Source organism: Pseudomonas trivialis (genome assembly GCF_001439805.1).
GTDB lineage: Bacteria > Pseudomonadota > Gammaproteobacteria > Pseudomonadales > Pseudomonadaceae > Aquipseudomonas > Aquipseudomonas trivialis.
The window spans coordinates 203,111-228,194 of record NZ_JYLK01000004.1; the positions used below are offsets into that span (position 1 = coordinate 203,111).

A 25,084-nucleotide genomic window follows, 5' to 3' on the forward strand; every position below is an offset into this window, starting at 1 on the left:
TGCTGAAAGTGGTTTGCAGACAGCAAAAAGGCGCCTTTCGGCGCCTTTTGTATTGCTGTGGAGCGATCAGGCCATTTCTGCGGTGGTCTCGAACTCGAAGGTCAGCTCGCCGTCCTTCAGGTCGATGTGCACCACGCCGCCATGGTCGGCCAGTTCGCCGAACAGGATCTCTTCGGCCAATGGCCGCTTGATCTTGTCCTGGATCAGACGCGCCATCGGGCGAGCCCCCATTGCCGCGTCGTAGCCACCCTCGGCGATCCAGCTGCGCGCCGCTTCCGTTACGTCCAGTTGCACGCGCTTGTCTTCCAGCTGCGCCTGCAGTTCGGTGAGGAACTTGTCCACCACGCTCTTGATAACCTCATGGCTGAGGCGACCAAACTGGATGATGGTGTCCAGACGGTTACGGAACTCCGGCGTAAAGCTCTTCTTGATCACTTCCATCGCATCGGAAGAGTGATCCTGGTGGCTGAAGCCGATCGAGGCCCGCGCGGCGGTTTCGGCACCGGCGTTGGTGGTCATGATCACGATCACATTGCGGAAGTCCGCCTTGCGCCCGTTGTTATCGGTCAGGGTGCCGTGGTCCATCACCTGCAGCAGCAGGTTGAAGACTTCCGGGTGGGCCTTCTCGATCTCATCGAGCAGCAAGACGCAATGCGGTTGCTTGGTGATCGCTTCGGTCAACAGGCCGCCCTGATCAAAACCGACATAGCCCGGCGGCGCACCGATCAGGCGCGACACGGTGTGGCGCTCCATGTACTCGGACATGTCGAAGCGCACCAGCTCAATGCCCATCGCCTTGGCCAGCTGCCGCGCCGCTTCGGTCTTGCCGACGCCGGTAGGACCTGCGAACAGGAATGAACCGACCGGCTTGTCCGGCGACTTGAGCCCCGCACGCGACAGCTTGATGGCCGTGGACAGCGAATCAATCGCCGCATCCTGGCCGAACACGGTGAGCTTGAGGTCACGCTCCAAGTTACGCAGCAGCTCCTTGTCGGAACTGGTGACGTGTTTTGGTGGAATCCGCGCGATTTTCGCCACGATGTCCTCAACCTGCGGCACATCGATGCGCTTCACACGTTTTTCGACCGGCTGCAGGCGCTGGTAGGCACCCGCCTCGTCAATCACGTCGATGGCCTTGTCCGGCATATGCCGGTCATTGATGTAACGTGACGCCAGCTCGGCCGCCGCGCGCAACGCCTCATCGGTGTACTCGATGCCATGGTGCGCTTCGAAGCGCCCCTTGAGCCCGCGCAGAATGCCGATGGTGTCTTCGACCGAAGGCTCGGAGACGTCGACCTTCTGGAAGCGGCGCGCCAGAGCACGGTCTTTCTCGAAGATGCCGCGAAATTCCTGGAATGTCGTCGAACCGATGCAACGAATATCACCCGACGACAGTAATGGCTTGAGCAGGTTGGAAGCATCCATCACCCCGCCGGACGCCGCACCGGCACCGATGATGGTGTGGATTTCGTCAATGAACAGAATGGCTTGCGGGCGTTTTTTCAACTCACCGAGCAGCGCCTTGAAGCGCTTCTCGAAGTCGCCACGGTACTTGGTGCCGGCGAGCAACGCGCCGAGATCAAGGGAGTAGACGACGCTGTTGGCCAGCAGGTCCGGCACCTGATTGTCGACGATGCGCTTGGCCAGGCCTTCGGCAATCGCGGTCTTGCCCACGCCGGCCTCACCCACCAGTAACGGGTTGTTCTTGCGCCGACGCGCAAGGATCTGCGCCACGCGCTCGACCTCAAGCTCACGCCCTACCAGCGGATCGATCCGCCCCTGGCGCGCCAGCTCGTTGAGGTTGCTGGCATAGGCATCCAACGGGTTGCTTGAAGAAGAAGACTCACCGCCCTCGTCGTCCTGCATATCCTGCTCACCCTCGGAATGATCACCGTGCCCGGGCACCTTGGAGATACCGTGGGCGATGTAATTGACCACATCGATACGGGCCACGCTCTGCTGCTTGAGCAGGAACACGGCCTGGCTTTCCTGTTCGCTGAAGATGGCCACAAGCACATTGGCGCCTGTGACTTCGCGCTTGCCGGAGCTCTGTACGTGGAACACAGCACGCTGCAATACCCGCTGGAAGCCCAGGGTTGGCTGGGTCTCGCGGTCCTCGTCATGCACGGGGATCAATGGCGTGGTGGAGTCGATAAACTCCTGCAGGTCATGCTTGAGCTTGTCGAGGTTGGCGCCGCACGCACGTAGAACGGTGGCGGCAGCTTCGTTATCCAAAAGTGCCAGCAGCAGGTGTTCGACGGTCATGAATTCATGACGCTTCGAACGAGCCTCCTTGAAGGCAAGATTGAGGGTGACTTCGAGCTCGCGGTTTAACATAGCTTCACCTCATACCCAAGTGGTCGGCGTTAACCGTCCTTCTCGATTTCACAGAGTAGCGGATGCTGGCTTTCCCTGGCGTACTGGTTGACCTGCATGGCCTTTGTCTCGGCGATGTCGCGGGTAAACACTCCACATACTGCCCGTCCTTCTGTGTGAACGGCCAGCATTACCTTGGTCGCCAACTCGCGGTTCAGGTTAAAAAACACCTCGAGCACTTCGACCACGAAATCCATCGGTGTGTAGTCATCGTTGAACAAAACCACCTTGTACATCGGCGGCGCCTGTAAAGCAGGCTTGGCCTCCTGAACAGCAATGCCTGCAGAACCGTCGTCATCGTGTTGGTGATCCGGGCGATCCTGATTGAAGGTTAGTCGAATCTGGCTGATTGCATGCATGGAAAGAAAGGTTCGTCAGTGGTTCAGTAACAGTGGTGGGGGCGAGCTGTCAGAATTTCAACTCCCGACGGCGGGTCGCCTTGACTATCGGCAAATCGGTGTTACAACCAATAGAACCCACAGTGGGTAAAAAAGGTCCGCGCAGTCAACCTTATTTATTCGGGTTAGGACGGATAAACTGGATGATACTCCAGTGATGGAGTCTGGTGCAGAGGGATATGGTATGTCTGGCGTCAAGATCAATGGCAAGGTCAAATGGTTTAACAATGCCAAAGGGTATGGATTCATTGTTGAAGATGGCAAGTCCGATGACCTTTTTGCGCATTACTCCGCAATTAGCATGGAGGGCTACAAAACGCTGAAAGCTGGCCAACCGGTGTCCTTTGAGATCATTCAAGGACCGAAGGGGCTGCATGCCGTCGCTATATGTGCTGTTTGCGTACAAAGCCCGGCGAAACCCCATGACGAAACGCACAACGCAGAGATTGCTCAACAGGAAATAAAAGAACCGGCCTAGCCAGATACTGCACTGAGCGTCCTGCAAAATAAGAACCGGCCACCCTGGAACCATCAGGATGGCCGGTTTTTTTTCGCCTCGTTCTACATATGCGAAATCAACGCCTCGCCAAAGCCCGACGACGACACCAGCGTCGCGCCGTCCATCAGGCGCTCGAAGTCATACGTCACGGTCCTGGCCGAAATAGCCCCATTGGTGCCTTTTATGATCAGGTCTGCCGCCTCGGTCCAGCCCATATGGCGCAGCATCATTTCCGCCGACAGAATCAGCGAGCCCGGATTGACCTGGTCCTTGCCCGCGTACTTGGGCGCCGTCCCATGGGTAGCCTCGAACATGGCCACGGTATCGGACAGGTTGGCCCCCGGCGCAATGCCGATGCCGCCCACCTCCGCCGCCAGCGCATCGGACAGGTAGTCACCGTTCAGGTTGAGCGTGGCGATCACGTCATATTCAGCCGGGCGCAACAGGATCTGCTGAAGCATGGCGTCGGCAATGGCGTCCTTGACCACCACATTCCTGCCCGTTTTGGGATTCTTGAACTGCATCCACGGGCCGCCGTCGAGCAGGGTCGCGCCAAATTCCTTCTCGGCGATGCCGTAGGCCCACTCTTTAAAGGCGCCCTCGGTGAACTTCATGATGTTGCCTTTGTGCACGATGGTCAGCGACTCACGGTCATTGTCCACCACGTACTGCAGGGCCTTGCGCGCCAGACGTTCGGTACCTTCTTTGGATACGGGTTTGACGCCAATGCCGCAGTCCTGGTCGAAACGGATCTTGGTGACGCCCATTTCCTCCTTGAGAAACTTGATCACCTTGATCGCTTCCGGCGAGCCGGCCTTCCATTCGATGCCGGCGTAAATGTCCTCGGAGTTTTCGCGGAAGATGGTCATGTCCACGTCCCCAGGCTTCTTCACCGGGCTGGGAACACCTTCGAACCAGCGCACCGGGCGCAGGCACACGTACAGGTCCAGTTGCTGACGCAGGGCCACGTTCAGTGAACGGATACCGCCACCCACCGGCGTGGTCAGCGGCCCTTTGATGGACACCACGTAATCCTTGACTGCGTCGAGGGTTTCCTGAGGCAGCCAGGTGTCCTGATCATAGACTTGAGTCGCCTTTTCGCCGGCATACACCTCCATCCAGGAGATCCTGCGCGTGCCGCCGTAGGCTTTTTCAACCGCTGCATCGACCACCTTGATCATCACCGGGCTGATGTCGACGCCGATGCCATCACCTTCAATGTAAGGGATGATCGGGTGATCAGGCACATTGAGCGAATGGTCTGCATTGACGGTGATTTTGTCGCCGACGGACGGAACCTGAATCTTCTGGTATCCCATGCTGAACTCCATCTATGGATTGAACATCTGGCTGCGTTCGAGCCTACTCCAGATAAATACACCTGACACCCGGCGCCCTGCTCATTTGCATCGAAAACAGCGTCATTTGTCGCCTACAAGCTTTATACCCATGGCAAAATCGCCAATCCTGAGCACATCGCGCAACCTCTGGCGCGCCCAGCCCGCCTGCGACCTTTAGACCAATGGACGACACACCTTTTGTGTGAAGGCTCTACGTGAGCATGGCGACCTATGTATAATGCCGCCGCTGACCCAAGAGTCACGACGGCTGACCGCTCTGGAACAGGCGCCTTCAGCTGCCGAGCCGGACTACTACCCTAGTCCACCCGCTTGACGCTCGACTGATGCAACTCAACATCACCGCGAAGAAACCTCGACATTTCGCTCATGGATGACTTTGAACGAACGCGCTCAACCCAGGCGCATCTCGAGTTTCTGCGCACGCTTTCAGCAAATGAAGAGAGTTAATCCGAATATGCCCACCCGCTCGAAGATCATCTATACCTTCACCGACGAAGCCCCGGCCCTCGCCACCTATTCATTGCTGCCTATCGTAGAGGCCTTCACCGCTTCCGCTGATATTGCCGTGGAGACCCGCGACATTTCCCTCGCCGGGCGCATCCTCGCAAGCTTCCCCGAGCAACTGGGCGCCAAGGCTGTAGCGGACCACCTCGCCGAACTGGGCGACCTGGCCGTAACCCCTGAAGCCAACATCATCAAGCTGCCCAACATCAGCGCCTCGACCCCGCAGCTGCAAGCCGCGATCAAGGAACTGCAGGCCCAGGGCTATACCCTGCCGGACTACCCGGAAACCGTAACCACCGACGCGGAAAAAGAAACCCGTGCACGTTACGACAAGGTCAAGGGCAGCGCCGTGAACCCGGTACTGCGCGAAGGCAACTCCGACCGCCGCGCACCGCTGTCGGTCAAGAACTACGCGCGCAAGCACCCGCACAAAATGGGCGCCTGGGCAGCTGACTCCAAGTCTCACATCGCTCACATGAGCAATGGCGACTTCTACGGCAGCGAAAAATCCGTTCAGATCGGCGCCGCCGACGCGGTCAAGATCGAGCTGATCGCCCAGGACGGCACCGCCAGCGTCCTGAAGGAAAAGACCTCGGTACAGGCCGGCGAAATCATCGACACCGCCGTGCTGAGCAAAAACGCACTGCGCAGCTTCATCGCCGCCGAAATCGAAGACGCCAGAAAACAAGGCGTGCTGCTGTCGGTTCACCTCAAGGCCACCATGATGAAGGTCTCCGACCCGATCATGTTCGGCCAGATCGTTGCCGAGTTCTATAAAGATGCCCTGACCAAGCATGCCGCCGTGCTTGAGCAGATCGGCTTTAACCTGAACAACGGCATCGGCGACCTGTACGCACGCATCAAGGCCCTGCCGGCCGAGCAGCAAGCGCAGATCGAAGCGGATATCCAGGCGGTCTACGCCGCTCGCCCATCGCTGGCGATGGTCAACTCCGACAAGGGCATCACCAACCTGCACGTGCCGAGCGACGTGATCGTCGACGCCTCGATGCCGGCAATGATCCGTGACTCCGGCAAGATGTGGGGCACCGACGGCCAACTGCACGACACCAAGGCCGTGATCCCGGATCGCTGCTACGCGACCATCTACCAGGCGGTCATCGAAGACTGCAAGGCTCATGGCGCCTTCGACCCGACCACCATGGGCAGCGTGCCGAACGTCGGCCTGATGGCCAAGAAAGCCGAAGAGTACGGCTCCCACGACAAGACGTTCCAGATCAAGGCCGACGGCGTTGTGCGCGTCACCGACAGCAAGGGCAACCTGCTGATGGAACAGACCGTCGAAGCCGGCGACATCTTCCGCATGTGCCAGACCAAGGACGCGCCGATCCAGGACTGGGTCAAGCTCGCCGTCAACCGTGCCCGCGCCAGCGACACCCCGGCCATCTTCTGGCTCGACCCACAGCGCGCGCACGATGGTGCCGTGGTCGAGAAAGTTCAGACCTACCTGAAAGACCACAACACCGAAGGCCTGGACATCCGCATCATGTCGCCGGTCGACGCGATGAAGTTCACGCTGGAGCGCACCCGCAAGGGCCTGGACACCATCTCGGTGACCGGCAACGTCCTGCGCGACTACCTGACCGACCTGTTCCCGATCATGGAACTGGGCACCAGCGCCAAGATGCTGTCGATCGTGCCGCTGATGAACGGCGGCGGCCTGTTCGAAACCGGCGCCGGCGGTTCGGCGCCCAAGCACGTGCAGCAACTGCTGGAAGAAAACTTCCTGCGCTGGGACTCACTGGGCGAGTTCCTCGCACTGGCCGCGTCCCTTGAGCATTTGGGTGTGACGTACAACAACCCGAAAGCCCTGGTACTGTCCAAAACCCTGGACCAGGCCACCGGCCAGTTTTTGGACAACAACAAGTCGCCTTCGCGCAAAGTCGGCAACATCGACAACCGCGGCAGCCACTTCTACCTGGCGCTGTACTGGGCCCAGGCCCTGGCCGCCCAGACTGAAGATACCGCGCTGCAGGCGCAGTTCGCCGAGCTGGCCAAAACCCTGGCCGCGAACGAAGCAACCATCGTTGCCGAGCTCAACGCCGTACAGGGCAAGCCCGTTGACATCGGCGGCTACTACGCGCCGAACCCTGAGCAGACCAGCAAGGCCATGCGCCCGAGCAATACGCTCAATGCGGCGATCGCCAAGTTGAAGTAAGGCTGTAACGCAGCACCACGAACCCCGGCCGAGTGCCGGGGTTTGTGTTTCCACCGCCCAGCCACTGAAGAAACCCTCCCACACTGGCTATGATTCCTACCCAGGATCGCGCTGTATTCTGCAATGGAGAGACTTGCCCATGACCTGGCTACCCCACATCACCGTCGCCACCCTCGTTGAAGACAATGGCCGCTTCCTGATGGTCGAGGAACTCAAGGGCGGCCGCGCCGTGCTCAACCAGCCGGCCGGGCATCTGGAGCCCAATGAGACCCTCACCGAAGCCGCGGTGCGCGAAACCCTTGAAGAAACCGGCTGGGATGTTGAAGCCACCGGCATTGTCGGCATCTACCTGTACACCGCACCCAGCAATGGTGTGACCTACCAGCGCGTGTGCTTTATCGCCAAGGCGCTCAAACACCACCCCGACTATCAACTGGACGAAGGCATCATCAGCGCCCGCTGGCTCAGCCGGGACGAGCTGATCGCCGTGCGCGAGGACTGGCGCAGCGAGCTGATCATCCGCTGTATCGATGATTATCTGGCCGGCCAGAGGCACAGTCTGGAATTGATCCGCCCTTCTCTTTAGCCTTAGCGGCTGCGGCCTGCTAGAATCGCGTCCTTTTTCAAGACACCCGTTGAAACCCTATGCGTGATCCAGCCCCTTCTGACACACAAAAGAAGCGCGTCATCGTCGGCATGTCCGGCGGCGTGGATTCTTCCGTTTCCGCCGTTCTGCTCATGGAGCAGGGTTATGAGGTGGAAGGCCTGTTCATGAAGAACTGGGAAGAAGACGATGGAACCGAATACTGCACCGCCATGGACGACCTGGCGGATGCGCAGGCCGTGTGCGACAAGATCGGCATCAAGCTGCACACCGCCAACTTCGCCGCCGAGTACTGGGACAATGTGTTCGAGCACTTCCTGGCCGAATACAAGGCGGGCCGCACGCCGAACCCGGACATCCTGTGCAACCGCGAAATCAAGTTCAAGGCATTCCTCGACTACGCCCTGATGCTCGGCGCCGACCTGATCGCCACCGGGCACTACGTGCGCCGCCGCGATATCGACGGCCGCACCGAATTGCTAAAGGGCCTGGACCCGAACAAGGACCAGAGCTACTTCCTGCACGCCGTCGGCGGCGAACAGATCGCCAAGACCCTGTTCCCGGTGGGCGAACTGGAAAAACCCGAAGTGCGCAGGATCGCCGAGCAACACGGCCTGGCCACCGCGAAGAAGAAGGATTCCACGGGCATCTGCTTTATCGGTGAGCGCCGTTTCAGCGATTTTCTCAAGCAGTACCTGCCAGCGCAGCCGGGCGAGATCAAAACCTCTTCAGGCGAAGTCATCGGCCGCCACCACGGCCTGATGTACCACACCATCGGCCAGCGCCAGGGCCTGGGCATCGGCGGCTTGAAAGACGCCGGTGAAGAGCCGTGGTACGTGCTGGTCAAGGACCTGGAACACAACGTGCTGGTCGTCGGCCAGGGCAACGAGCACCCGCTGCTGTTCTCCGGCGCACTGCTCGCCTCCGAGATCTACTGGGTCAACCCTATAGACCTCAGCACACCGCGCCGCCTGACCGCGAAGGTGCGTTATCGCCAGGGCGACCAGCCCTGCACCCTGGAAAAAACCGCCAGCGGCTACCGCGCCACCTTCGACGACCCGCAACGCGCGGTCACCCCAGGCCAGTCCGTGGTGTTTTACGATGGCGAAATCTGCCTGGGCGGCGGCGTGATTGAAGTCGCGCAAGCCTGGAGCCACCCGGCATGAGCCCGACCCAGGAGCAATTGACGGCGCTCGGCGGCGTGTTCCTCGCGGCGGTGCTGGTGGACAAGATCGCCAGGACCGGCCAGGTCACCGAAGCCGGCCTGACCTGCATGCTCGGCAGCCTGCTGATCCGTGACCCCAAGGACACCCTGGAAGTCTACGGTGGCGACGATCTGGCGCTGCGTGAAGGCTACCGCGCACTGATCGGTGCCTTGGAGCGCGACCCCAGCACCCTGCAGCGCGAGCCGTTGCGCTATGCCCTGTCGATGCTCGGCCTGGAGCGTCAACTGGCCAAGCGCGACGAAATGCTCGACACCATCGGCAAGCGCCTGCCGCAGATCCAGTCCCAGGTCGAACACTTCGGCCCGGCCCACGAAAACGTGATTGCCGCCTGCGGCGCGCTGTACCAGGACACCCTGAGCACCTTGCGCCAGCGCATCCAGGTGCACGGCGACATGCGCAACCTGCAGCAACCGAACAACGCCTCGAAGATCCGCGCGCTGCTGCTGGCCGGTATCCGTTCGGCACGCTTGTGGCGCCAGTTGGGTGGCCATCGCTGGCAATTGGTGATCAGCCGACGCAAATTGCTCAAAGAGCTTTACCCGTTGATGCGCAACGAATAAGTCGCCGCAACAGGTGTGTTTTCACGCCGTTACGCGTAATACGCCGGTCAGTTGGCAACGGACCGGCGGATCTTTTCATGTATGATACGCGCCCCATTTCGTTGCCCGACTGTCCGAGAGCACCCCATGCAGCTTTCTTCGCTCACTGCGGTTTCCCCTGTTGACGGCCGCTACGCCGGCAAAACCCAGGCCCTGCGCCCTATTTTCAGCGAGTACGGCCTGATCCGTGCGCGCGTGCTGGTTGAAGTGCGCTGGCTCCAGCGCCTCGCCGCTCACCCTGGCATCAGCGAAGTGCCGGCGTTCTCCGCCGAAGCCAACGCAGTGCTCAACACCCTGGCGGACAACTTCGCCCTGGAGCACGCCGAGCGTGTGAAAGAAATCGAGCGCACCACCAACCACGACGTCAAAGCCATCGAGTACCTGCTCAAGGAGCAGGCGGCCAAGCTGCCGGAACTGGCCCAGGTCAGCGAATTCATCCACTTTGCCTGCACCAGCGAGGACATCAACAACCTGTCCCACGCCCTGATGCTGCGCGAAGGCCGTGATGACGTGATGCTGCCACTGATGCGCCAGACTGCCGAGGCCATCCGTGAGCTGGCCGTGCGTTTCGCCGCCGTGCCGATGCTGTCGCGCACCCACGGCCAGCCGGCGTCGCCGACCACCCTGGGTAAAGAGCTGGCCAACGTCGTGTACCGCCTGGAGCGCCAGATCGCTCAGGTGGCGGCCGTGCCGCTGCTGGGCAAGATCAACGGCGCCGTGGGCAACTACAACGCGCACCTGTCGGCCTACCCCGAGATCGACTGGGAAGAAAACGCCCGCGCCTTTATCGAAGACGAGCTGGGCCTGGGCTTCAACCCCTACACCACGCAGATCGAACCCCACGACTACATCGCCGAGCTGTTCGACGCCATTGCGCGCTTCAACACCATTCTGATCGACTTCGACCGCGATATTTGGGGCTACATCTCCCTGGGCTACTTCAAGCAGCGCACCATTGCCGGCGAAATCGGTTCGTCGACCATGCCGCACAAGGTCAACCCGATCGACTTCGAAAACTCCGAAGGCAACCTCGGCATCGCCAACGCGCTGTTCCAGCACCTGGCCAGCAAGTTGCCGATCTCCCGCTGGCAGCGCGACCTGACCGACTCCACCGTACTGCGCAACCTCGGCGTGGGTTTTGCCCATAGCGTGATCGCGTACGAAGCCAGCCTTAAAGGCATCAGCAAGCTTGAGCTCAACGAGCAGAAGATCGCCGCTGACCTGGACGCCTGCTGGGAAGTGCTGGCCGAGCCGATCCAGACCGTGATGCGCCGCTACAACATCGAAAACCCCTACGAAAAGCTGAAAGAATTGACGCGCGGCAAGGGCATCAGCCCTGAAGCGCTGCAAACTTTCATCGACGGCCTGGACATGCCAGCCGCGGCCAAGGCCGAGCTGAAATTGCTGACGCCGGCCAACTACATCGGCAACGCTGTCGAGCAAGCCAAACGCATCTGACCATCGCAAGACCCTTGAGACGCCCGGCCGCGCCGGGCGTTTTCATTTCAGTCTTAAAAGTGCTTTTTTTCAATAGGTTACACATGAATCCTGATATCCCTCTTCAACTCCTGGGCGGCATCACGGCACGGGAGTTCCTGCGCGACTACTGGCAGAAGAAACCCTTGCTGATCCGTCAGGCCATCCCTGATTTCGAAAGCCCGATCGACGCCGACGAACTGGCGGGCCTGGCGCTGGAAGAAGAAGTCGAATCGCGCCTGGTGATCGAGCATGGCGAGCGTCCGTGGGAACTGCGTCGCGGGCCGTTTGCCGAAGATACCTTCAGTACCCTGCCCGAACGCGAGTGGACCCTGCTGGTGCAGGCGGTCGACCAGTTCGTGCCGGAAGTGGCCGAGTTGCTGCAACAGTTCCGCTTCCTGCCGAGCTGGCGCATTGACGACGTGATGATCAGCTTCGCCGCACCGGGCGGCAGCGTGGGCCCGCACTTCGATAACTACGACGTGTTCCTGCTGCAGGCCCAGGGCAAGCGCAACTGGAAGATCGGCCAGATGTGCAACTCCGAGAGCCCACTGCTGCAGCATGCCGACCTGCGCATCCTCGCCGACTTCGAAGAAAGCGCCGAATGGGTGCTGGAGCCGGGCGACATGCTCTACCTGCCGCCGCGCCTGGCCCATTTCGGCATTGCCGAGGACGACTGCATGACCTACTCGGTGGGCTTCCGCGCTCCGAGCGCCGCCGAAGTGCTGACCCACTTCACCGACTTCCTCAGCCAGTACCTGACCGACGAAGAACGCTACACCGACGCCGATGCGCAGCCGGTCAGCGACCCACACCAGATCCAAAGCGACGCCCTCGACCGCCTCAAGAGCCTGCTGGCCGAGCACATGAGCGACGAGCGCATGCTGCTGACCTGGTTCGGCCAGTTCATGACCGAGCCGCGCTACCCGGAACTGGTGGCCGGCGAAGAGCTGGGCGAAGACGACTTCATCGCCAGCCTGCAGGACGGCGCGATCCTGGTGCGCAACCCGAGCGCGCGCCTGGCATGGTCGGAAGTCGACGACGACGTGCTGCTGTTCGCCAGTGGCCAGAGCCGCTACCTGCCAGGCAAGCTGCGCGAGCTGCTGAAGCTGGTGTGCTCGGCCGATGCGCTGCACAGCGACAACCTCGGCCCATGGCTGGCCGACGAAGACGGCCGTGACCTGCTGTGCGAACTTGTAAAGCAGGGCAGCCTGGGGTTCGCCGATGAATAGGATTCACGTAAGTGTCGCGGACTGGCGAAAGGATATCGACGAGATTCGACGCATTCGTGAAGCGGTGTTTGTCGCTGAACAATCGGTTCCACCCGAGCTGGAGTGGGATGCGGACGACGCGGGCGCCATGCATTTTCTGGCGTTTGAAGGCGACTTTCCCATAGGCACCGCGCGCCTGCTGCCCAGCGGCGAGATCGGCCGCGTGTCGGTACTCAAGGACTGGCGCGGGCTGAAAGTGGGCGACAAGCTGATGGAAACGGTGATCGGCGTGGCCGAGCAACGTGGGCAAACCCGACAGTTCCTCAGTGCGCAGGTGTACGCGGCGCCGTTTTACGAGCGGTTGGGCTTCAAGATCGTCAGCGATGAGTTTCTTGAAGTCGGGATTCCGCATGTGGATATGGTGCGCGGGGACTGATCCGGGACCGCGTCGCGGCTATCGGGGGCAAGCCCCCTCCCACATTTTGACCGAGTACATCTTCAAGTGTGGGAGGGGGCTTGCCCCCGATGGCTGTTTCAGCAACGCCACAAAATGCCCTGCCTTGCCAGGGCATTTTGCTGCCTGATATTCAACTTGCGCCCTGCCAGGCCGACAAACTGGCACTATCCAAGCTTGAACCAATCGCAGAGATCACGGACATGTCCCTACGCACCCTGCTCACCGCCCTCCTCCTGACCACGAGCGTGTCGGCCATGGCCGACACGGCCGTGGTCGACCTGAGCAATCGCACCAGCGCCGACCTGCTGCCCGTGGCGCAAAACTTCATTGGCAAGGACGGCACCGTCAGCGCCTATGGCAATCAGCTGATCGTCAATGCGCAACCGGATAAAATCGAGGGTTTGCGCGCCCTGCTCGCGCAGCTGGACACACCCGCCAGGCGCCTGCTGATCACCGTCGACACCAATGAAAACAACCAGCAAACCAACGGCCAGGTGATCAGCTACAGCACCGAGAGCCGTGACGGCGGCATTCAGCAGATCCAGGCCAGCGAAGGCGTGCCCGCACTGATCCAGGTGGGCCAGAGCGTGCCGCTGACCAGCACTCAGCAGGACAGTTACGGTCGCCTGCAGAATCAGACCCAGTACCGCAATGTCACCCAGGGTTTCTATGTCACCGCCAGCGTCACCGGCGAGACCGTTCACCTGGCGATCAGTACCAACCGTGACCGCATGAGCCAGGAGCGTCCCGATGTAGTGAACGTGCAAAGCACCGACACAACCGTCAGCGGCCGCCTGGGCGAGTGGATTTCCCTGGCCGGCATCAACCGCGCGACTCAAGCCGACAAATCCTCTACAACCCGCAGCTACTCTACTCAGGGCCGCGATGACCTGACTGTACGGGTCAAAGTCGACAGCCTGAACTGAGGCACCAAAAACTGACTGACAAGTCGCATCAAGGCAAATATGTAGTGCTTTTAAAAAAGCACTACAAAATGTTTGACGCCCCAAAAAAGGCTGTGCATGATGGCCTCGCTCCCGCTAATCCAGGGCCCTGGCAAGGGGCCCTTGAACCCTAACAAGACGCGACGACGAGGTTTATCTCCATGGCACTGACACGCGAACAGCAAATTGCAGCCCTCGAAAAAGATTGGGCTGAAAACCCACGCTGGAAAGGCGTGACCCGCGCTTATTCGGCTGCTGACGTCGTCCGCCTGCGCGGCTCGGTCCAACCTGAGCACACCTTTGCCAAACTCGGCGCCGAGAAGCTGTGGAACCTGGTCACACAGGGCGCCAAGCCGTCCTTCCGCCCCGACAAGGATTTCGTCAACTGCATGGGCGCCCTCACCGGCGGCCAGGCCGTGCAGCAGGTAAAAGCCGGGATCCAGGCGATCTACCTGTCCGGCTGGCAAGTGGCGGCGGACAACAATTCCGCCGAATCCATGTACCCCGACCAGTCGCTGTACCCGGTGGACTCGGTGCCGACCGTGGTCAAGCGCATCAACAACTCGTTCCGCCGTGCCGACCAGATCCAGTGGAAAGCCGGCAAAGGCCCGGGCGACGAAGGCTACATCGACTACTTCGCGCCCATCGTGGCCGATGCCGAAGCCGGTTTTGGCGGCGTGCTCAACGCCTACGAACTGATGAAAAGCATGATCGAGGCAGGCGCTGCCGGCGTGCACTTCGAAGACCAGTTGGCCTCGGTGAAAAAATGCGGCCACATGGGCGGCAAGGTGTTGGTTCCGACCCAGGAGGCGGTACAGAAGCTGACCGCTGCGCGCCTGGCCGCCGACGTGGCCGGCACCCCGACCATCATCCTGGCCCGCACCGACGCCAACGCCGCCGACCTGTTGACGTCCGATTGCGACCCGTACGATCAGCCGTTCGTGACCGGCGAACGCACTCAGGAAGGGTTCTACAAGGTGCGCGCCGGCCTCGACCAGGCCATCGCCCGCGGCCTGGCCTACGCGCCGTATGCCGACCTGATCTGGTGCGAAACCGCCAAGCCGGACCTGGACGAGGCCCGTCGCTTCGCTGAAGCGATCAAGAAGGAATACCCGGACCAGCTGCTGTCCTACAACTGCTCGCCGTCCTTCAACTGGAAGAAGAACCTGGACGACGCGACCATCGCCAAGTTTCAGCGCGAACTGTCGGCCATGGGCTACAAGCATCAGTTCATCACCCTGGCCGGCATTCACAACATGTGGCACAGCATGTTCAACCTGGCGCACGACTACGCCCGCAACGACATGACCGCCTACGTGAAACTGCAGGAGCAGGAGTTCGCCGACGCTTCCAAGGGCTACACCTTCGTGGCGCACCAGCAGGAAGTGGGCACCGGCTACTTCGATGACATGACCACCGTGATCCAGGGCGGCACTTCGTCGGTGACTGCGCTGAAGGGTTCGACTGAAGAAGAGCAGTTCCACTAAGACCACAACACCGCACAGCAAAAAGCCCCGACTGGTTCGGGGCTTTTTGCTGTGCGGCGTGGGGCTCAACTGTGGGAGGGAGCAAGCCCCCTCCCACACTGGATCCTGTGTCGATTGCGCAGGTTTTGCGCAAAACATTGATCCAGAGCGGTATCTGCGTACACCGGATCGGTTAAAAAATCCGTTCCAGCAACTAACAGCATTCAACCAAGTAACAACAACTTCCCGCGCCACACGAGAACCATTCCCTTAAACCCCTCACAAACAATAGTCATTATCATTTGGCGCATAAAAACTTGGTTGTCGCGTCAACCGGGCGTAATTGATTCAAAGCCCGCTAATGCCCGCAGAGCAAGGGCTACAGCCCCACAAAGGTGCACTATGTGCTTTATCCACCGAATAATTTCGCCGCAGGAATTTTACTTGCCCGGTGTTTAGCCATAAAATCACCGAGATTGATTGCAGTGCGACATATCGTCACTGCATCGTTACTTTTTCGAGCTCAGAGACCTTTGCTCTCTGTTAAGGATTTCCAGCATGACCGAAGCGACAGGACTCATCGCCCACAACTGGGGCTTTGCCATTTTCCTCCTCGGTGTCGTGGGGCTTTGCGCCTTCATGCTTGGTGTCTCCAGCCTCCTCGGGTCAAAAGCCTGGGGGCGCAGCAAGAATGAACCGTTCGAGTCCGGCATGCTGCCTACAGGTGGCGCCCGCTTGCGGCTCTCAGCCAAATTCTATCTGGTCGCGATGCTCTTCGTGATCTTCGATATCGAAGCCCTTTTTCTCTTTGCCTGGTCTGTGTCCGTCCGCGAAAGCGGCTGGACCGGATTCGTCGAAGCTCTCGTTTTCATAGCAATTCTGTTGGCAGGCCTTGTCTACCTGTTCCGAGTGGGCGCCCTTGACTGGGCTCCGGAAGCTCGTCGCAAGCGGCAAGCGAAGCTGAAACAATGAGGCTTTGGCGATGCAATACAATCTCACCAGGATCGACCCGGATGCTCCTAACGATCAGTACCCCATCGGCGAACGGGAAACCGTCTCCGATCCGTTAGAAGATCAAGTCCACAAAAATATCTACATGGGCAAGCTCGAAGACGTGCTGAGCGGTGCGGTCAACTGGGGGCGTAAAAACTCCCTGTGGCCGTACAACTTCGGCCTTTCGTGCTGCTACGTGGAAATGACCACCGCCTTCACGGCGCCCCACGACATCGCGCGCTTTGGCGCCGAAGTGATCCGGGCATCGCCGCGCCAGGCGGACTTCATGGTTATCGCCGGTACCTGCTTTATCAAGATGGCGCCGATCATTCAGCGCCTCTACGAGCAAATGCTCGAGCCCAAGTGGGTTATCTCCATGGGTTCGTGCGCCAACTCCGGTGGCATGTACGACATCTACTCCGTGGTTCAGGGGGTGGACAAGTTCCTGCCCGTGGACGTCTACGTGCCTGGCTGCCCGCCCCGCCCTGAAGCTTTTCTGCAAGGCTTGATGCTGCTGCAGGAATCGATTGGCAAGGAGCGTCGCCCGCTTTCCTGGGTCGTCGGTGATCAAGGCGTGTACCGCGCCGAGATGCCGTCACAAAAGGAACAGCGCCGCGAACAGCGAATCGCAGTGACCAACCTGCGCAGCCCCGACGAAGTCTGATCCAGCCCGCTTCTTTTATAGAACGAACACCTGGCCTCATTCTTTACGTTGACCGAAAGCGATAAAAAACCATGACTACAGGCAGTGCTCTGTATATCCCGCCTTACAAGGCAGACGACCAGGATGTGGTCGTCGAACTCAATAACCGTTTTGGCCCTGACGCCTTCACCGCCCAGGCCACACGCACCGGCATGCCCGTGCTGTGGGTGGCGCGAGCCAGGCTCGTCGAAGTCCTGAGCTTCCTGCGCAACCTGCCCAAGCCGTACGTCATGCTCTATGACCTGCATGGCGTGGACGAGCGTCTGCGCACCAAGCGCCAGGGCTTGCCGAGCGGTGCCGACTTCACCGTGTTCTATCACCTGCTGTCGATCGAACGTAACAGCGACGTGATGATCAAGGTTGCCCTCAGCGAAGGCGACCTGAGCGTGCCGACCGTCACCGGTATCTGGCCCAACGCAAGCTGGTACGAGCGCGAAGTCTGGGACATGTTCGGTATCGACTTCCCGGGCCACCCGCACCTCACGCGCATCATGATGCCGCCGACGTGGGAAGGTCACCCGCTGCGCAAGGACTACCCTGCGCGCGCCACCGAATTCGACCCGTTCAGCCTGACCCTGGCCAAGCAACAGCTCGAAGAAGAAGCCGCGCGCTTCCGCCCGGAAGACTGGGGCATGAAACGCTCCGGCACCAACGAGGACTACATGTTCCTCAACCTGGGCCCGAACCACCCTTCGGCTCACGGTGCCTTCCGCATCATCCTGCAACTGGACGGCGAAGAAATCGTCGACTGCGTGCCCGACATCGGCTACCACCACCGTGGTGCCGAAAAGATGGCCGAGCGTCAGTCCTGGCACAGCTTCATTCCGTACACCGACCGTATCGACTACCTCGGCGGCGTGATGAACAACCTGCCGTACGTGCTCTCGGTCGAGAAGCTCGCCGGTATCAAGGTGCCGGACCGCGTCGACACCATCCGCATCATGATGGCCGAGTTCTTCCGCATCACCAGCCACCTGCTGTTCCTGGGTACTTACATCCAGGACGTGGGCGCCATGACCCCGGTGTTCTTTACCTTCACCGACCGTCAACGCGCCTACAAGGTCATCGAAGCCGTCACCGGTTTCCGCCTGCACCCGGCCTGGTACCGCATCGGCGGCGTGGCGCATGACCTGCCCAACGGCTGGGAGCGTCTGGTCAAGGAATTCATCGACTGGATGCCCAAGCGTCTGGACGAGTACCAAAAGGCCGCGCTGGACAACAGCATCCTCAAGGGCCGCACTATCGGCGTTGCGCAGTACAACACCAAGGAAGCCCTGGAATGGGGCGTCACCGGTGCCGGCCTGCGTTCCACCGGCTGCGATTTCGACTTGCGCAAGGCGCGCCCGTATTCGGGCTACGAGAACTTCGAGTTTGAAGTGCCGCTGGCCGCCAATGGCGATGCCTACGACCGCTGCATCGTGCGCGTCGAAGAAATGCGCCAGAGCCTCAAGATCATCGAACAGTGCATGCGCAACATGCCGGCCGGCCCATACAAGGCGGATCACCCGCTGACGACGCCGCCGCCCAAAGAGCGCACGCTGCAGCACATCGAAACCCTGATCACGCACTTCCTGCAGGTTTCGTGGGGCCCGGTGATGCCGGCCAACGAATCCTTCCAGATGATCGAAGCGACCAAGGGTATCAACAGTTATTACCTGACGAGCGATGGCGGCACCATGAGCTACCGCACCCGGATTCGTACTCCAAGCTTCCCGCACTTGCAGCAGATCCCTTCGGTGATCAAAGGCGAGATGGTCGCGGACTTGATTGCGTACCTGGGTAGTATCGATTTCGTTATGGCCGACGTGGACCGCTAAGCATGAACAGCACGCTTATCCAGACAGACCGTTTCACCTTGAGTGAAACCGAGCGCTCGGCCATCGAGCACGAGCTGCATCACTACGAAGACCCGCGCGCGGCGTCGATCGAAGCCCTCAAGATCGTGCAGAAGGAACGTGGCTGGGTGCCGGACGGCGCCCTCTACGCCATCGGCGAAATCCTCGGCATCCCGGCCAGCGACGTTGAAGGCGTGGCCACGTTCTACAGCCAGATCTTCCGCCAGCCGGTGGGTCGCCACATCATTCGCGTGTGCGACAGCATGGTCTGCTACATCGGTGGCCACGAATCGGTGGTCAGCGAAATCCAGGCCACACTGGGCATCGGCCTCGGCCAGACCACCGCAGACGGCCGCTTCACGCTGCTCCCGGTGTGCTGCCTGGGCAACTGCGACAAGGCGCCGGCGTTGATGATCGACGACGACACGTTCGGTGACGTACAGCCTGCTGGCGTGACCCAATTGCTCGAGGGCTACCCATGACCCTGACCTCTTTCGGCCCGGCCAACCTGATCAAGCGTTCGGCCGAGACCCACCCGCTCACCTGGCGCCTGCGTGACGACGGCGAGCCGGTCTGGCTCGACGAGTACCAGACCAAGAACGGCTACGCCGCTGCACGCAAGGCCTTCGCCGACATGGCCCAGGACGACATCGTCCAGACCGTGAAAGACGCCGGCCTCAAGGGGCGCGGCGGCGCGGGCTTCCCCACGGGCGTGAAGTGGGGCCTGATGCCCAAGGACGAATCCATCAACATCCGTTACCTGTTGTGCAACGCGGATGAAATGGAGCCGAACACCTGGAAAGACCGCATGCTGATGGAGCAACTGCCCCATCTGCTGATCGAAGGCATGCTGATCAGCGCACGCGCGCTCAAGACCTACCGTGGCTACATCTTCCTGCGTGGCGAATACACCACCGCCGCCAAGCACCTCAACCGCGCCGTGGCAGAAGCCAAGGCAGCAGGCCTGCTGGGCAAGAACATCCTCGGTTCCGGTTTTGACTTCGAACTGTTCGTGCACACCGGCGCCGGGCGTTATATCTGCGGTGAAGAAACCGCACTGATCAACTCCCTCGAAGGCCGCCGCGCCAACCCGCGCTCCAAGCCGCCCTTCCCTGCCGCCGTGGGCGTGTGGGGCAAGCCGACCTGCGTGAACAACGTCGAAACCCTGTGCAACGTGCCGGCGATCATTGCCGACGGCGTCGACTGGTACAAATCGTTGGCCCGCGAAGGCAGTGAAGACATGGGCACCAAGCTCATGGGCTTCTCCGGCAAGGTCAAGAACCCTGGCCTGTGGGAGCTGCCGTTCGGCGTCACCGCACGCGAGCTGTTCGAGGACTACGCCGGCGGCATGCGCGACGGCTACACCTTGAAAGCCTGGCAGCCTGGCGGCGCCGGTACCGGCTTCCTGCTTCCTGAACACCTCGACGCACAAATGTATGCCGGCGGTATCGGCAAAGTCGGCACCCGGATGGGTACCGGCCTGGCGATGGCGGTGGACAACACCGTGAACATGGTTTCGTTGCTGCGCAACATGGAGCAGTTCTTCGCGCGTGAATCGTGCGGTTTCTGCACCCCATGCCGCGACGGTCTGCCGTGGAGCGTGAAGCTGCTGATGGCCCTGGAAAACGGCGAAGGCCGCGAGGGGGATATCGAAACCCTGCTCGGCCTGGTCGGCTTCCTCGGCCCAGGCAAGACCTTCTGTGCTCACGCACCGGGCGCCGTGGAGCCATTGGGCAGCGCAATCAAATACTTCCGCCCTGAATTCGAGGCCGGCATCGCGCCAACCCGCGCGGGCGAGCTGACTCAGGTGGTATCGCCGACCATGGTCGGCGCGTAACGCTTTAAAAGGCGAAGGGCCCGTGCCCCTCGCTTTCTCATGTGCTGACGCCTTGATGGCTGTGTAGATGCACCTGAATAACAAGATTCCATTAGCCACGCCCGCTGACAACGGGCCAACGAAGAACTTTGAACCATGGCCACTATCCACGTAGACGGCAAAGCGCTCGAAGTCGATGGGGCGGACAACCTGTTACAGGCATGTCTGTCACTCGGCCTCGACATCCCGTATTTCTGCTGGCACCCCGCGCTCGGTAGCGTCGGTGCCTGTCGCCAGTGCGCGGTCAAGCAGTACACCGACGAAAACGACACCCGTGGTCGTATCGTCATGTCGTGCATGACCCCAGCCACCGACAACACCTGGATCTCCATCGAAGATGAAGAATCCAAGGCGTTCCGCGCCAGTGTCGTCGAATGGCTGATGACCAACCACCCCCACGACTGCCCGGTCTGTGAGGAAGGCGGTCACTGCCACCTGCAAGACATGACAGTGATGACCGGCCACAACGAGCGCCGTTATCGCTTCACCAAGCGCACCCACCAGAACCAGCAACTGGGCCCGTTCATCTCCCACGAAATGAACCGCTGCATCGCCTGCTATCGCTGCGTGCGTTTCTATAAGGACTACGCCGGCGGCACCGACCTGGGCGTATTCGGCGCCCACGACAACGTGTACTTCGGTCGCGTTGAAGACGGCGTTCTGGAAAGCGAGTTCTCCGGCAACCTCACCGAGGTCTGCCCGACCGGTGTGTTCACCGACAAGACCCACTCCGAGCGCTACAACCGCAAGTGGGACATGCAATTCGCGCCGAGCATCTGCCATGGCTGCTCCAGCGGTTGCAACATTTCCCCGGGCGAGCGCTACGGTGAACTGCGTCGCATCGAAAACCGCTTCAACGGTTCGGTCAACCAGTACTTCCTCTGCGACCGTGGCCGTTTTGGCTACGGCTATGTCAACCGCAAGGATCGCCCGCGCCAGCCATTGCTGGCCGATGGCACCCAGCTGAGCCTGGACAGCGCGCTGGATAAAGCCGCCGACCTGCTGCGCGGCCGCAACATTGTCGGTATCGGTTCGCCACGCGCCAGCCTCGAAAGCAACTTCGCGCTGCGCGAGCTGGTTGGCGCCGAGCACTTCTACAGCGGTATCGAAGCCGGCGAGCTGGAGCGCATCCGTCTGGTCCTGCAAGTGCTCAACGACAGCCCGCTGCCAGTGCCGAACATGCGCGACATCGAAGACCACGATGCGATCTTCGTGCTCGGTGAAGACCTGACCCAGACCGCAGCGCGCGTGGCCCTGTCCCTGCGCCAGTCGGTCAAGGGCAAGGCCGAAGACATGGCCGACGCCATGCGCGTGCAGCCGTGGCTCGACGCCGCCGTGAAAAACATCGGCCAGCACGCGCTGAACCCGCTTTTTATCGCCTCCCTGGCTGAAACCAAGCTCGACGACATCGCCGAAGAATGCGTGCACGCAGCACCGGACGATCTGGCCCGCATCGGTTTCGCCGTGGCCCACGCCCTCGACGCCAGCGCACCGGCCGTCGAAGGCCTGGACACTGAAGCCCTTGAGCTGGCCCAGCGTATCGCCGACGCCCTGCTGGCGGCCAAGCGTCCGTTGATCATTGCCGGCACCTCGCTGGGTTCCAGGGCGCTGATCGAGGCCGCTGCCAACATCGCCAAGGCCTTGAAGCTGCGCGACAAGAACGGCTCCATCAGCCTGGTAGTGCCGGAAGCCAACAGCCTTGGCCTGGCCATGCTCGGTGGCGAGTCCCTGGACGCCGGCCTGCAAGCGGTGATCGACGGCAACGCCGACGCCATCGTGGTGCTGGAAAACGACCTGTACACCCGCACCGACGCTGCCAAAGTTGACGCCGCGCTCAACGCCGCCAAGGTGCTGATCGTCGCCGACCACCAGCAGACCGCCACCAGCGAACGCGCCCATCTGGTACTGCCGGCCGCCACCTTCGCCGAAGGCGACGGTACGCTGGTCAGCCAGGAAGGCCGCGCCCAGCGCTTCTTCCAGGTGTTCGATCCGAAGTACATGGACGCCAGCATCCTGGTTCACGAAGGCTGGCGCTGGCTGCATGCCCTGCGCGCGACCCTGCTGAACCAGCCGATCGACTGGACCCAGCTCGATCACGTCACCGCCGCCACCGCCGCCAGCGCGTCGCAGCTTGCGCGGATTGTCGATGCCGCACCGTCCGCCGCGTTCCGCATCAAGGGCATGAAACTGGCCCGCGAACCGCTGCGTTACTCCGGTCGTACCGCCATGCGCGCCGACATCAGCGTGCACGAACCGCGCACCCCGCAAGATCACGACACCGCGTTCGCCTTCTCCATGGAAGGCTACTCGGGTTCGGCCGAACCGCGTCAGCAGGTGCCGTTTGCCTGGTCGCCGGGCTGGAACTCGCCACAGGCCTGGAACAAGTTCCAGGACGAAGTGGGTGGTCATATCCGCGCGGGCGACCCGGGCACCCGCCTGATCGAAAGCACGGGTGATTCGCTGAACTGGTTCGCCGCCGTACCGCGTCCGTTCAACCCGGCGCCGGGCACCTGGCAGGTTGTGCCGTTTTTCCACCTGTTCGGCAGTGAAGAAAACTCTTCCAAGGCCGCTCCGGTGCAAGAGCGCATTCCAGACGCCTACGTGTCGCTGGCCAAGTCCGAAGCCGATCGCCTGGGCGTCAATGACGGTGCCCTGCTCAGCCTGAACGTGGCCGGCCAGACCCTGTGTCTGCCGCTGCGCATCAACGATGAGTTGGGTGCCGGCCTGGTTGCATTGCCTAAAGGCCTGGCGGGCATCCCGCCGGCCATTTTCGGCAAAACCGTTGACGGTCTGCAGGAGGCAGCGCAATGACCTGGTTCACCCCTGAAGTGATCGACGTGATCATCTCGGTCGTCAAGGCCATCGTGATCCTGTTGGCCGTGGTCGTCGCGGGCGCCCTGCTCAGCTTCGTCGAACGTCGTCTGCTGGGCTGGTGGCAGGACCGTTACGGTCCGAACCGCGTTGGTCCGTTCGGCATGTTCCAGATCGCTGCCGACATGCTGAAGATGTTCTTCAAGGAAGACTGGACTCCGCCGTTCGCCGACAAGGTGATTTTCACCCTGGCACCGGTGGTGGCCATGAGCGCCTTGCTGATCGCCTTCGCGGTCATCCCGATCACCCCGACCTGGGGCGTGGCGGACCTGAACATCGGCCTGCTGTTCTTCTTCGCCATGGCCGGTCTGTCGGTGTATGCGGTGCTGTTCGCCGGTTGGTCGAGCAACAACAAGTTCGCCCTGCTGGGCAGCTTGCGCGCCTCGGCACAGACCGTGTCCTACGAAGTGTTCATGGGCCTGGCGCTGATGGGCATCGTGGTGCAGGTCGGCTCGTTCAACATGCGCGACATCGTCGAGTACCAGGCGCAGAACCTGTGGTTCATCATTCCGCAGTTCTTCGGCTTCTGTACCTTTTTCATTGCTGGCGTGGCCGTGACTCACCGTCACCCCTTCGACCAGCCGGAAGCGGAACAGGAACTGGCCGACGGTTACCACATTGAATATGCCGGCATGAAGTGGGGCATGTTCTTCGTCGGTGAGTACATCGGCATCATCCTGATCTCGGCCCTGCTGGTGACGCTGTTCTTCGGCGGCTGGCACGGTCCGTTCGGCATCCTGCCGCAGTTGGCGTTCTTCTGGTTCTCCCTCAAGACCGCGTTCTTCATCATGTTGTTTATCCTGCTGCGCGCTTCCATTCCGCGTCCACGGTACGACCAGGTGATGGATTTCAGCTGGCGCTTCTGCCTGCCACTGACCCTGATCAATTTGCTGGTGACTGCTGCCGTTGTGTTGTTGAACACGCCAGCGGCCGCGGTTCAGTGAGGATTTGACCCATGTTCAAATATATTGGCGACATCGTTAAGGGTACCGGTACCCAGTTGCGAAGCCTGGTGATGGTGTTCGGTCACGGCTTTCGCAAACGCGACACCCTGCAATACCCGGAAGAAGCGGTGTACCTGCCGCCGCGCTATCGCGGCCGCATCGTGCTCACCCGCGACCCCGATGGCGAAGAGCGTTGCGTAGCCTGCAACCTGTGCGCCGTGGCGTGCCCGGTGGGTTGCATCTCCCTGCAGAAAGCTGAAACCGAAGACGGTCGCTGGTACCCGGACTTCTTCCGCATCAACTTCTCGCGCTGCATTTTCTGCGGCCTCTGCGAGGAAGCTTGCCCGACCACCGCGATTCAGCTCACGCCGGATTTCGAGATGGCCGAGTTCAAACGTCAGGACCTGGTGTACGAGAAAGAAGATCTGCTGATCTCTGGTCCCGGTAAAAACCCTGATTACAACTTCTATCGTGTTGCAGGTATGGCCGTTGCCGGTAAGCCCAAGGGCGCCGCACAAAACGAAGCCGAACCGATCAACGTGAAGAGCTTGCTGCCTTAAGGAAG

At 60.9% G+C, this 25,084-nt stretch carries 21 protein-coding genes; 18 read left to right on the forward strand and 3 right to left on the reverse strand.

Going from position 1 to position 25,084, the window contains the following annotated elements; translation table 11 throughout:
* Positions 1-66: 66 nt before the first annotated feature.
* A complete protein-coding gene (gene clpA, locus TU79_RS08130; protein WP_057007510.1) occupies positions 67-2,337 on the reverse strand; it encodes an ATP-dependent Clp protease ATP-binding subunit ClpA in 2,271 nt (756 codons plus the stop codon).
* A gap of 29 nt (positions 2,338-2,366) precedes the next feature.
* Positions 2,367-2,735 (reverse strand): ATP-dependent Clp protease adapter ClpS, encoded by a 369-nt coding sequence (clpS, locus tag TU79_RS08135; RefSeq protein WP_057007511.1) that lies wholly within the window; start codon positions 2,733-2,735, stop codon positions 2,367-2,369.
* Positions 2,736-2,958: 223 nt separating this feature from the next.
* Between clpS and cspD the strand changes: the two genes are divergently transcribed.
* Positions 2,959-3,252, forward strand: a complete 294-nt coding sequence (gene cspD / locus TU79_RS08140) for a cold shock domain-containing protein CspD (protein WP_057007512.1) — start codon at positions 2,959-2,961, stop codon at positions 3,250-3,252.
* A gap of 83 nt (positions 3,253-3,335) precedes the next feature.
* On the opposite strand, the gene icd is transcribed toward cspD, so the two are convergent.
* The gene (gene icd, locus TU79_RS08145; RefSeq protein ID WP_057007644.1) at positions 3,336-4,592 is read right to left on the reverse strand and encodes an NADP-dependent isocitrate dehydrogenase; all 1,257 of its coding nucleotides are present in this window, start codon (positions 4,590-4,592) and stop codon (positions 3,336-3,338) included.
* A 496-nt stretch (positions 4,593-5,088) separates the two neighbouring features.
* Between icd and TU79_RS08150 the strand changes: the two genes are divergently transcribed.
* The 17 genes from TU79_RS08150 (at position 5,089) to nuoI (ending at position 25,079) form a co-directional block, all read left to right on the forward strand.
* Positions 5,089-7,314 carry an NADP-dependent isocitrate dehydrogenase gene (locus TU79_RS08150; RefSeq protein WP_057007513.1) on the forward strand — a complete coding sequence of 742 codons (2,226 nt, stop codon included), beginning with the start codon at positions 5,089-5,091 and terminating at the stop codon, positions 7,312-7,314.
* Positions 7,315-7,453: 139 nt separating this feature from the next.
* The gene (locus tag TU79_RS08155; protein ID WP_057007514.1) at positions 7,454-7,900 is read left to right on the forward strand and encodes an NUDIX hydrolase; all 447 of its coding nucleotides are present in this window, start codon (positions 7,454-7,456) and stop codon (positions 7,898-7,900) included.
* A gap of 59 nt (positions 7,901-7,959) precedes the next feature.
* Positions 7,960-9,084, forward strand: a complete 1,125-nt coding sequence (gene mnmA, locus TU79_RS08160; protein ID WP_057007515.1) for a tRNA 2-thiouridine(34) synthase MnmA — start codon at positions 7,960-7,962, stop codon at positions 9,082-9,084.
* Positions 9,081-9,704: a high frequency lysogenization protein HflD gene (hflD, locus tag TU79_RS08165; RefSeq protein ID WP_057007516.1), complete on the forward strand. Its 624-nt coding sequence runs from the start codon at positions 9,081-9,083 to the stop codon at positions 9,702-9,704. The genes mnmA and hflD overlap by 4 nt, the downstream gene beginning before the upstream one ends.
* 126 nt (positions 9,705-9,830) lie before the next feature.
* Positions 9,831-11,201: an adenylosuccinate lyase gene (gene purB / locus TU79_RS08170; RefSeq protein WP_057007517.1), complete on the forward strand. Its 1,371-nt coding sequence runs from the start codon at positions 9,831-9,833 to the stop codon at positions 11,199-11,201.
* Positions 11,202-11,284: 83 nt separating this feature from the next.
* Positions 11,285-12,451 (forward strand): ribosomal protein uL16 3-hydroxylase, encoded by a 1,167-nt coding sequence (locus tag TU79_RS08175; protein ID WP_057007518.1) that lies wholly within the window; start codon positions 11,285-11,287, stop codon positions 12,449-12,451.
* Positions 12,444-12,866: a GNAT family N-acetyltransferase gene (locus tag TU79_RS08180; RefSeq protein ID WP_057007519.1), complete on the forward strand. Its 423-nt coding sequence runs from the start codon at positions 12,444-12,446 to the stop codon at positions 12,864-12,866. Before TU79_RS08175 ends, TU79_RS08180 begins: the two co-directional genes overlap by 8 nt.
* A gap of 221 nt (positions 12,867-13,087) precedes the next feature.
* Positions 13,088-13,813, forward strand: a complete 726-nt coding sequence (locus tag TU79_RS08185; protein ID WP_057007520.1) for a secretin N-terminal domain-containing protein — start codon at positions 13,088-13,090, stop codon at positions 13,811-13,813.
* A gap of 179 nt (positions 13,814-13,992) precedes the next feature.
* Positions 13,993-15,318 carry an isocitrate lyase gene (gene aceA, locus TU79_RS08190; RefSeq protein ID WP_003232086.1) on the forward strand — a complete coding sequence of 442 codons (1,326 nt, stop codon included), beginning with the start codon at positions 13,993-13,995 and terminating at the stop codon, positions 15,316-15,318.
* A gap of 537 nt (positions 15,319-15,855) precedes the next feature.
* Positions 15,856-16,269, forward strand: a complete 414-nt coding sequence (locus tag TU79_RS08195; protein WP_015372409.1) for an NADH-quinone oxidoreductase subunit A — start codon at positions 15,856-15,858, stop codon at positions 16,267-16,269.
* A 10-nt stretch (positions 16,270-16,279) separates the two neighbouring features.
* The gene (locus TU79_RS08200; protein ID WP_012724951.1) at positions 16,280-16,954 is read left to right on the forward strand and encodes a NuoB/complex I 20 kDa subunit family protein; all 675 of its coding nucleotides are present in this window, start codon (positions 16,280-16,282) and stop codon (positions 16,952-16,954) included.
* A 71-nt stretch (positions 16,955-17,025) separates the two neighbouring features.
* Positions 17,026-18,810, forward strand: a complete 1,785-nt coding sequence (gene nuoC / locus TU79_RS08205; protein ID WP_057007521.1) for an NADH-quinone oxidoreductase subunit C/D — start codon at positions 17,026-17,028, stop codon at positions 18,808-18,810.
* 2 nt (positions 18,811-18,812) lie between these two features.
* Positions 18,813-19,310, forward strand: coding sequence for an NADH-quinone oxidoreductase subunit NuoE (gene nuoE, locus TU79_RS08210; RefSeq protein WP_057007522.1), 498 nt, complete (start codon positions 18,813-18,815; stop codon positions 19,308-19,310).
* Positions 19,307-20,665: an NADH-quinone oxidoreductase subunit NuoF gene (gene nuoF, locus TU79_RS08215; protein ID WP_003232078.1), complete on the forward strand. Its 1,359-nt coding sequence runs from the start codon at positions 19,307-19,309 to the stop codon at positions 20,663-20,665. Before nuoE ends, nuoF begins: the two co-directional genes overlap by 4 nt.
* Positions 20,666-20,800: 135 nt before the next feature.
* Entirely contained in the window at positions 20,801-23,515 is a 2,715-nt protein-coding gene (nuoG, locus tag TU79_RS08220) for an NADH-quinone oxidoreductase subunit NuoG (RefSeq protein WP_057007523.1), read from the forward strand.
* Positions 23,512-24,519 (forward strand): NADH-quinone oxidoreductase subunit NuoH, encoded by a 1,008-nt coding sequence (gene nuoH / locus TU79_RS08225; RefSeq protein WP_057007524.1) that lies wholly within the window; start codon positions 23,512-23,514, stop codon positions 24,517-24,519. Before nuoG ends, nuoH begins: the two co-directional genes overlap by 4 nt.
* Before the next feature lie 11 nt (positions 24,520-24,530).
* The gene (nuoI, locus tag TU79_RS08230) at positions 24,531-25,079 is read left to right on the forward strand and encodes an NADH-quinone oxidoreductase subunit NuoI (RefSeq protein WP_003174725.1); all 549 of its coding nucleotides are present in this window, start codon (positions 24,531-24,533) and stop codon (positions 25,077-25,079) included.
* Positions 25,080-25,084 lie beyond the last annotated feature (5 nt).

What these genes read in the sequence shown, in the direction of transcription:
- clpA (WP_057007510.1), bottom strand. Translation starts at nt 2,337, where the DNA reads ATGTTAAACCGCGAGCTCGAAGTCACCCTCAATCTTGCCTTCAAGGAG.
- clpS (WP_057007511.1), bottom strand. Translation starts at nt 2,735, where the DNA reads ATGCATGCAATCAGCCAGATTCGACTAACCTTCAATCAGGATCGCCCG.
- cspD (WP_057007512.1), top strand. Translation starts at nt 2,959, where the DNA reads ATGTCTGGCGTCAAGATCAATGGCAAGGTCAAATGGTTTAACAATGCC.
- icd (WP_057007644.1), bottom strand. Translation starts at nt 4,592, where the DNA reads ATGGGATACCAGAAGATTCAGGTTCCGTCCGTCGGCGACAAAATCACC.
- TU79_RS08150 (WP_057007513.1), top strand. Translation starts at nt 5,089, where the DNA reads ATGCCCACCCGCTCGAAGATCATCTATACCTTCACCGACGAAGCCCCG.
- TU79_RS08155 (WP_057007514.1), top strand. Translation starts at nt 7,454, where the DNA reads ATGACCTGGCTACCCCACATCACCGTCGCCACCCTCGTTGAAGACAAT.
- mnmA (WP_057007515.1), top strand. Translation starts at nt 7,960, where the DNA reads ATGCGTGATCCAGCCCCTTCTGACACACAAAAGAAGCGCGTCATCGTC.
- hflD (WP_057007516.1), top strand. Translation starts at nt 9,081, where the DNA reads ATGAGCCCGACCCAGGAGCAATTGACGGCGCTCGGCGGCGTGTTCCTC.
- purB (WP_057007517.1), top strand. Translation starts at nt 9,831, where the DNA reads ATGCAGCTTTCTTCGCTCACTGCGGTTTCCCCTGTTGACGGCCGCTAC.
- TU79_RS08175 (WP_057007518.1), top strand. Translation starts at nt 11,285, where the DNA reads ATGAATCCTGATATCCCTCTTCAACTCCTGGGCGGCATCACGGCACGG.
- TU79_RS08180 (WP_057007519.1), top strand. Translation starts at nt 12,444, where the DNA reads ATGAATAGGATTCACGTAAGTGTCGCGGACTGGCGAAAGGATATCGAC.
- TU79_RS08185 (WP_057007520.1), top strand. Translation starts at nt 13,088, where the DNA reads ATGTCCCTACGCACCCTGCTCACCGCCCTCCTCCTGACCACGAGCGTG.
- aceA (WP_003232086.1), top strand. Translation starts at nt 13,993, where the DNA reads ATGGCACTGACACGCGAACAGCAAATTGCAGCCCTCGAAAAAGATTGG.
- TU79_RS08195 (WP_015372409.1), top strand. Translation starts at nt 15,856, where the DNA reads ATGACCGAAGCGACAGGACTCATCGCCCACAACTGGGGCTTTGCCATT.
- TU79_RS08200 (WP_012724951.1), top strand. Translation starts at nt 16,280, where the DNA reads ATGCAATACAATCTCACCAGGATCGACCCGGATGCTCCTAACGATCAG.
- nuoC (WP_057007521.1), top strand. Translation starts at nt 17,026, where the DNA reads ATGACTACAGGCAGTGCTCTGTATATCCCGCCTTACAAGGCAGACGAC.
- nuoE (WP_057007522.1), top strand. Translation starts at nt 18,813, where the DNA reads ATGAACAGCACGCTTATCCAGACAGACCGTTTCACCTTGAGTGAAACC.
- nuoF (WP_003232078.1), top strand. Translation starts at nt 19,307, where the DNA reads ATGACCCTGACCTCTTTCGGCCCGGCCAACCTGATCAAGCGTTCGGCC.
- nuoG (WP_057007523.1), top strand. Translation starts at nt 20,801, where the DNA reads ATGGCCACTATCCACGTAGACGGCAAAGCGCTCGAAGTCGATGGGGCG.
- nuoH (WP_057007524.1), top strand. Translation starts at nt 23,512, where the DNA reads ATGACCTGGTTCACCCCTGAAGTGATCGACGTGATCATCTCGGTCGTC.
- nuoI (WP_003174725.1), top strand. Translation starts at nt 24,531, where the DNA reads ATGTTCAAATATATTGGCGACATCGTTAAGGGTACCGGTACCCAGTTG.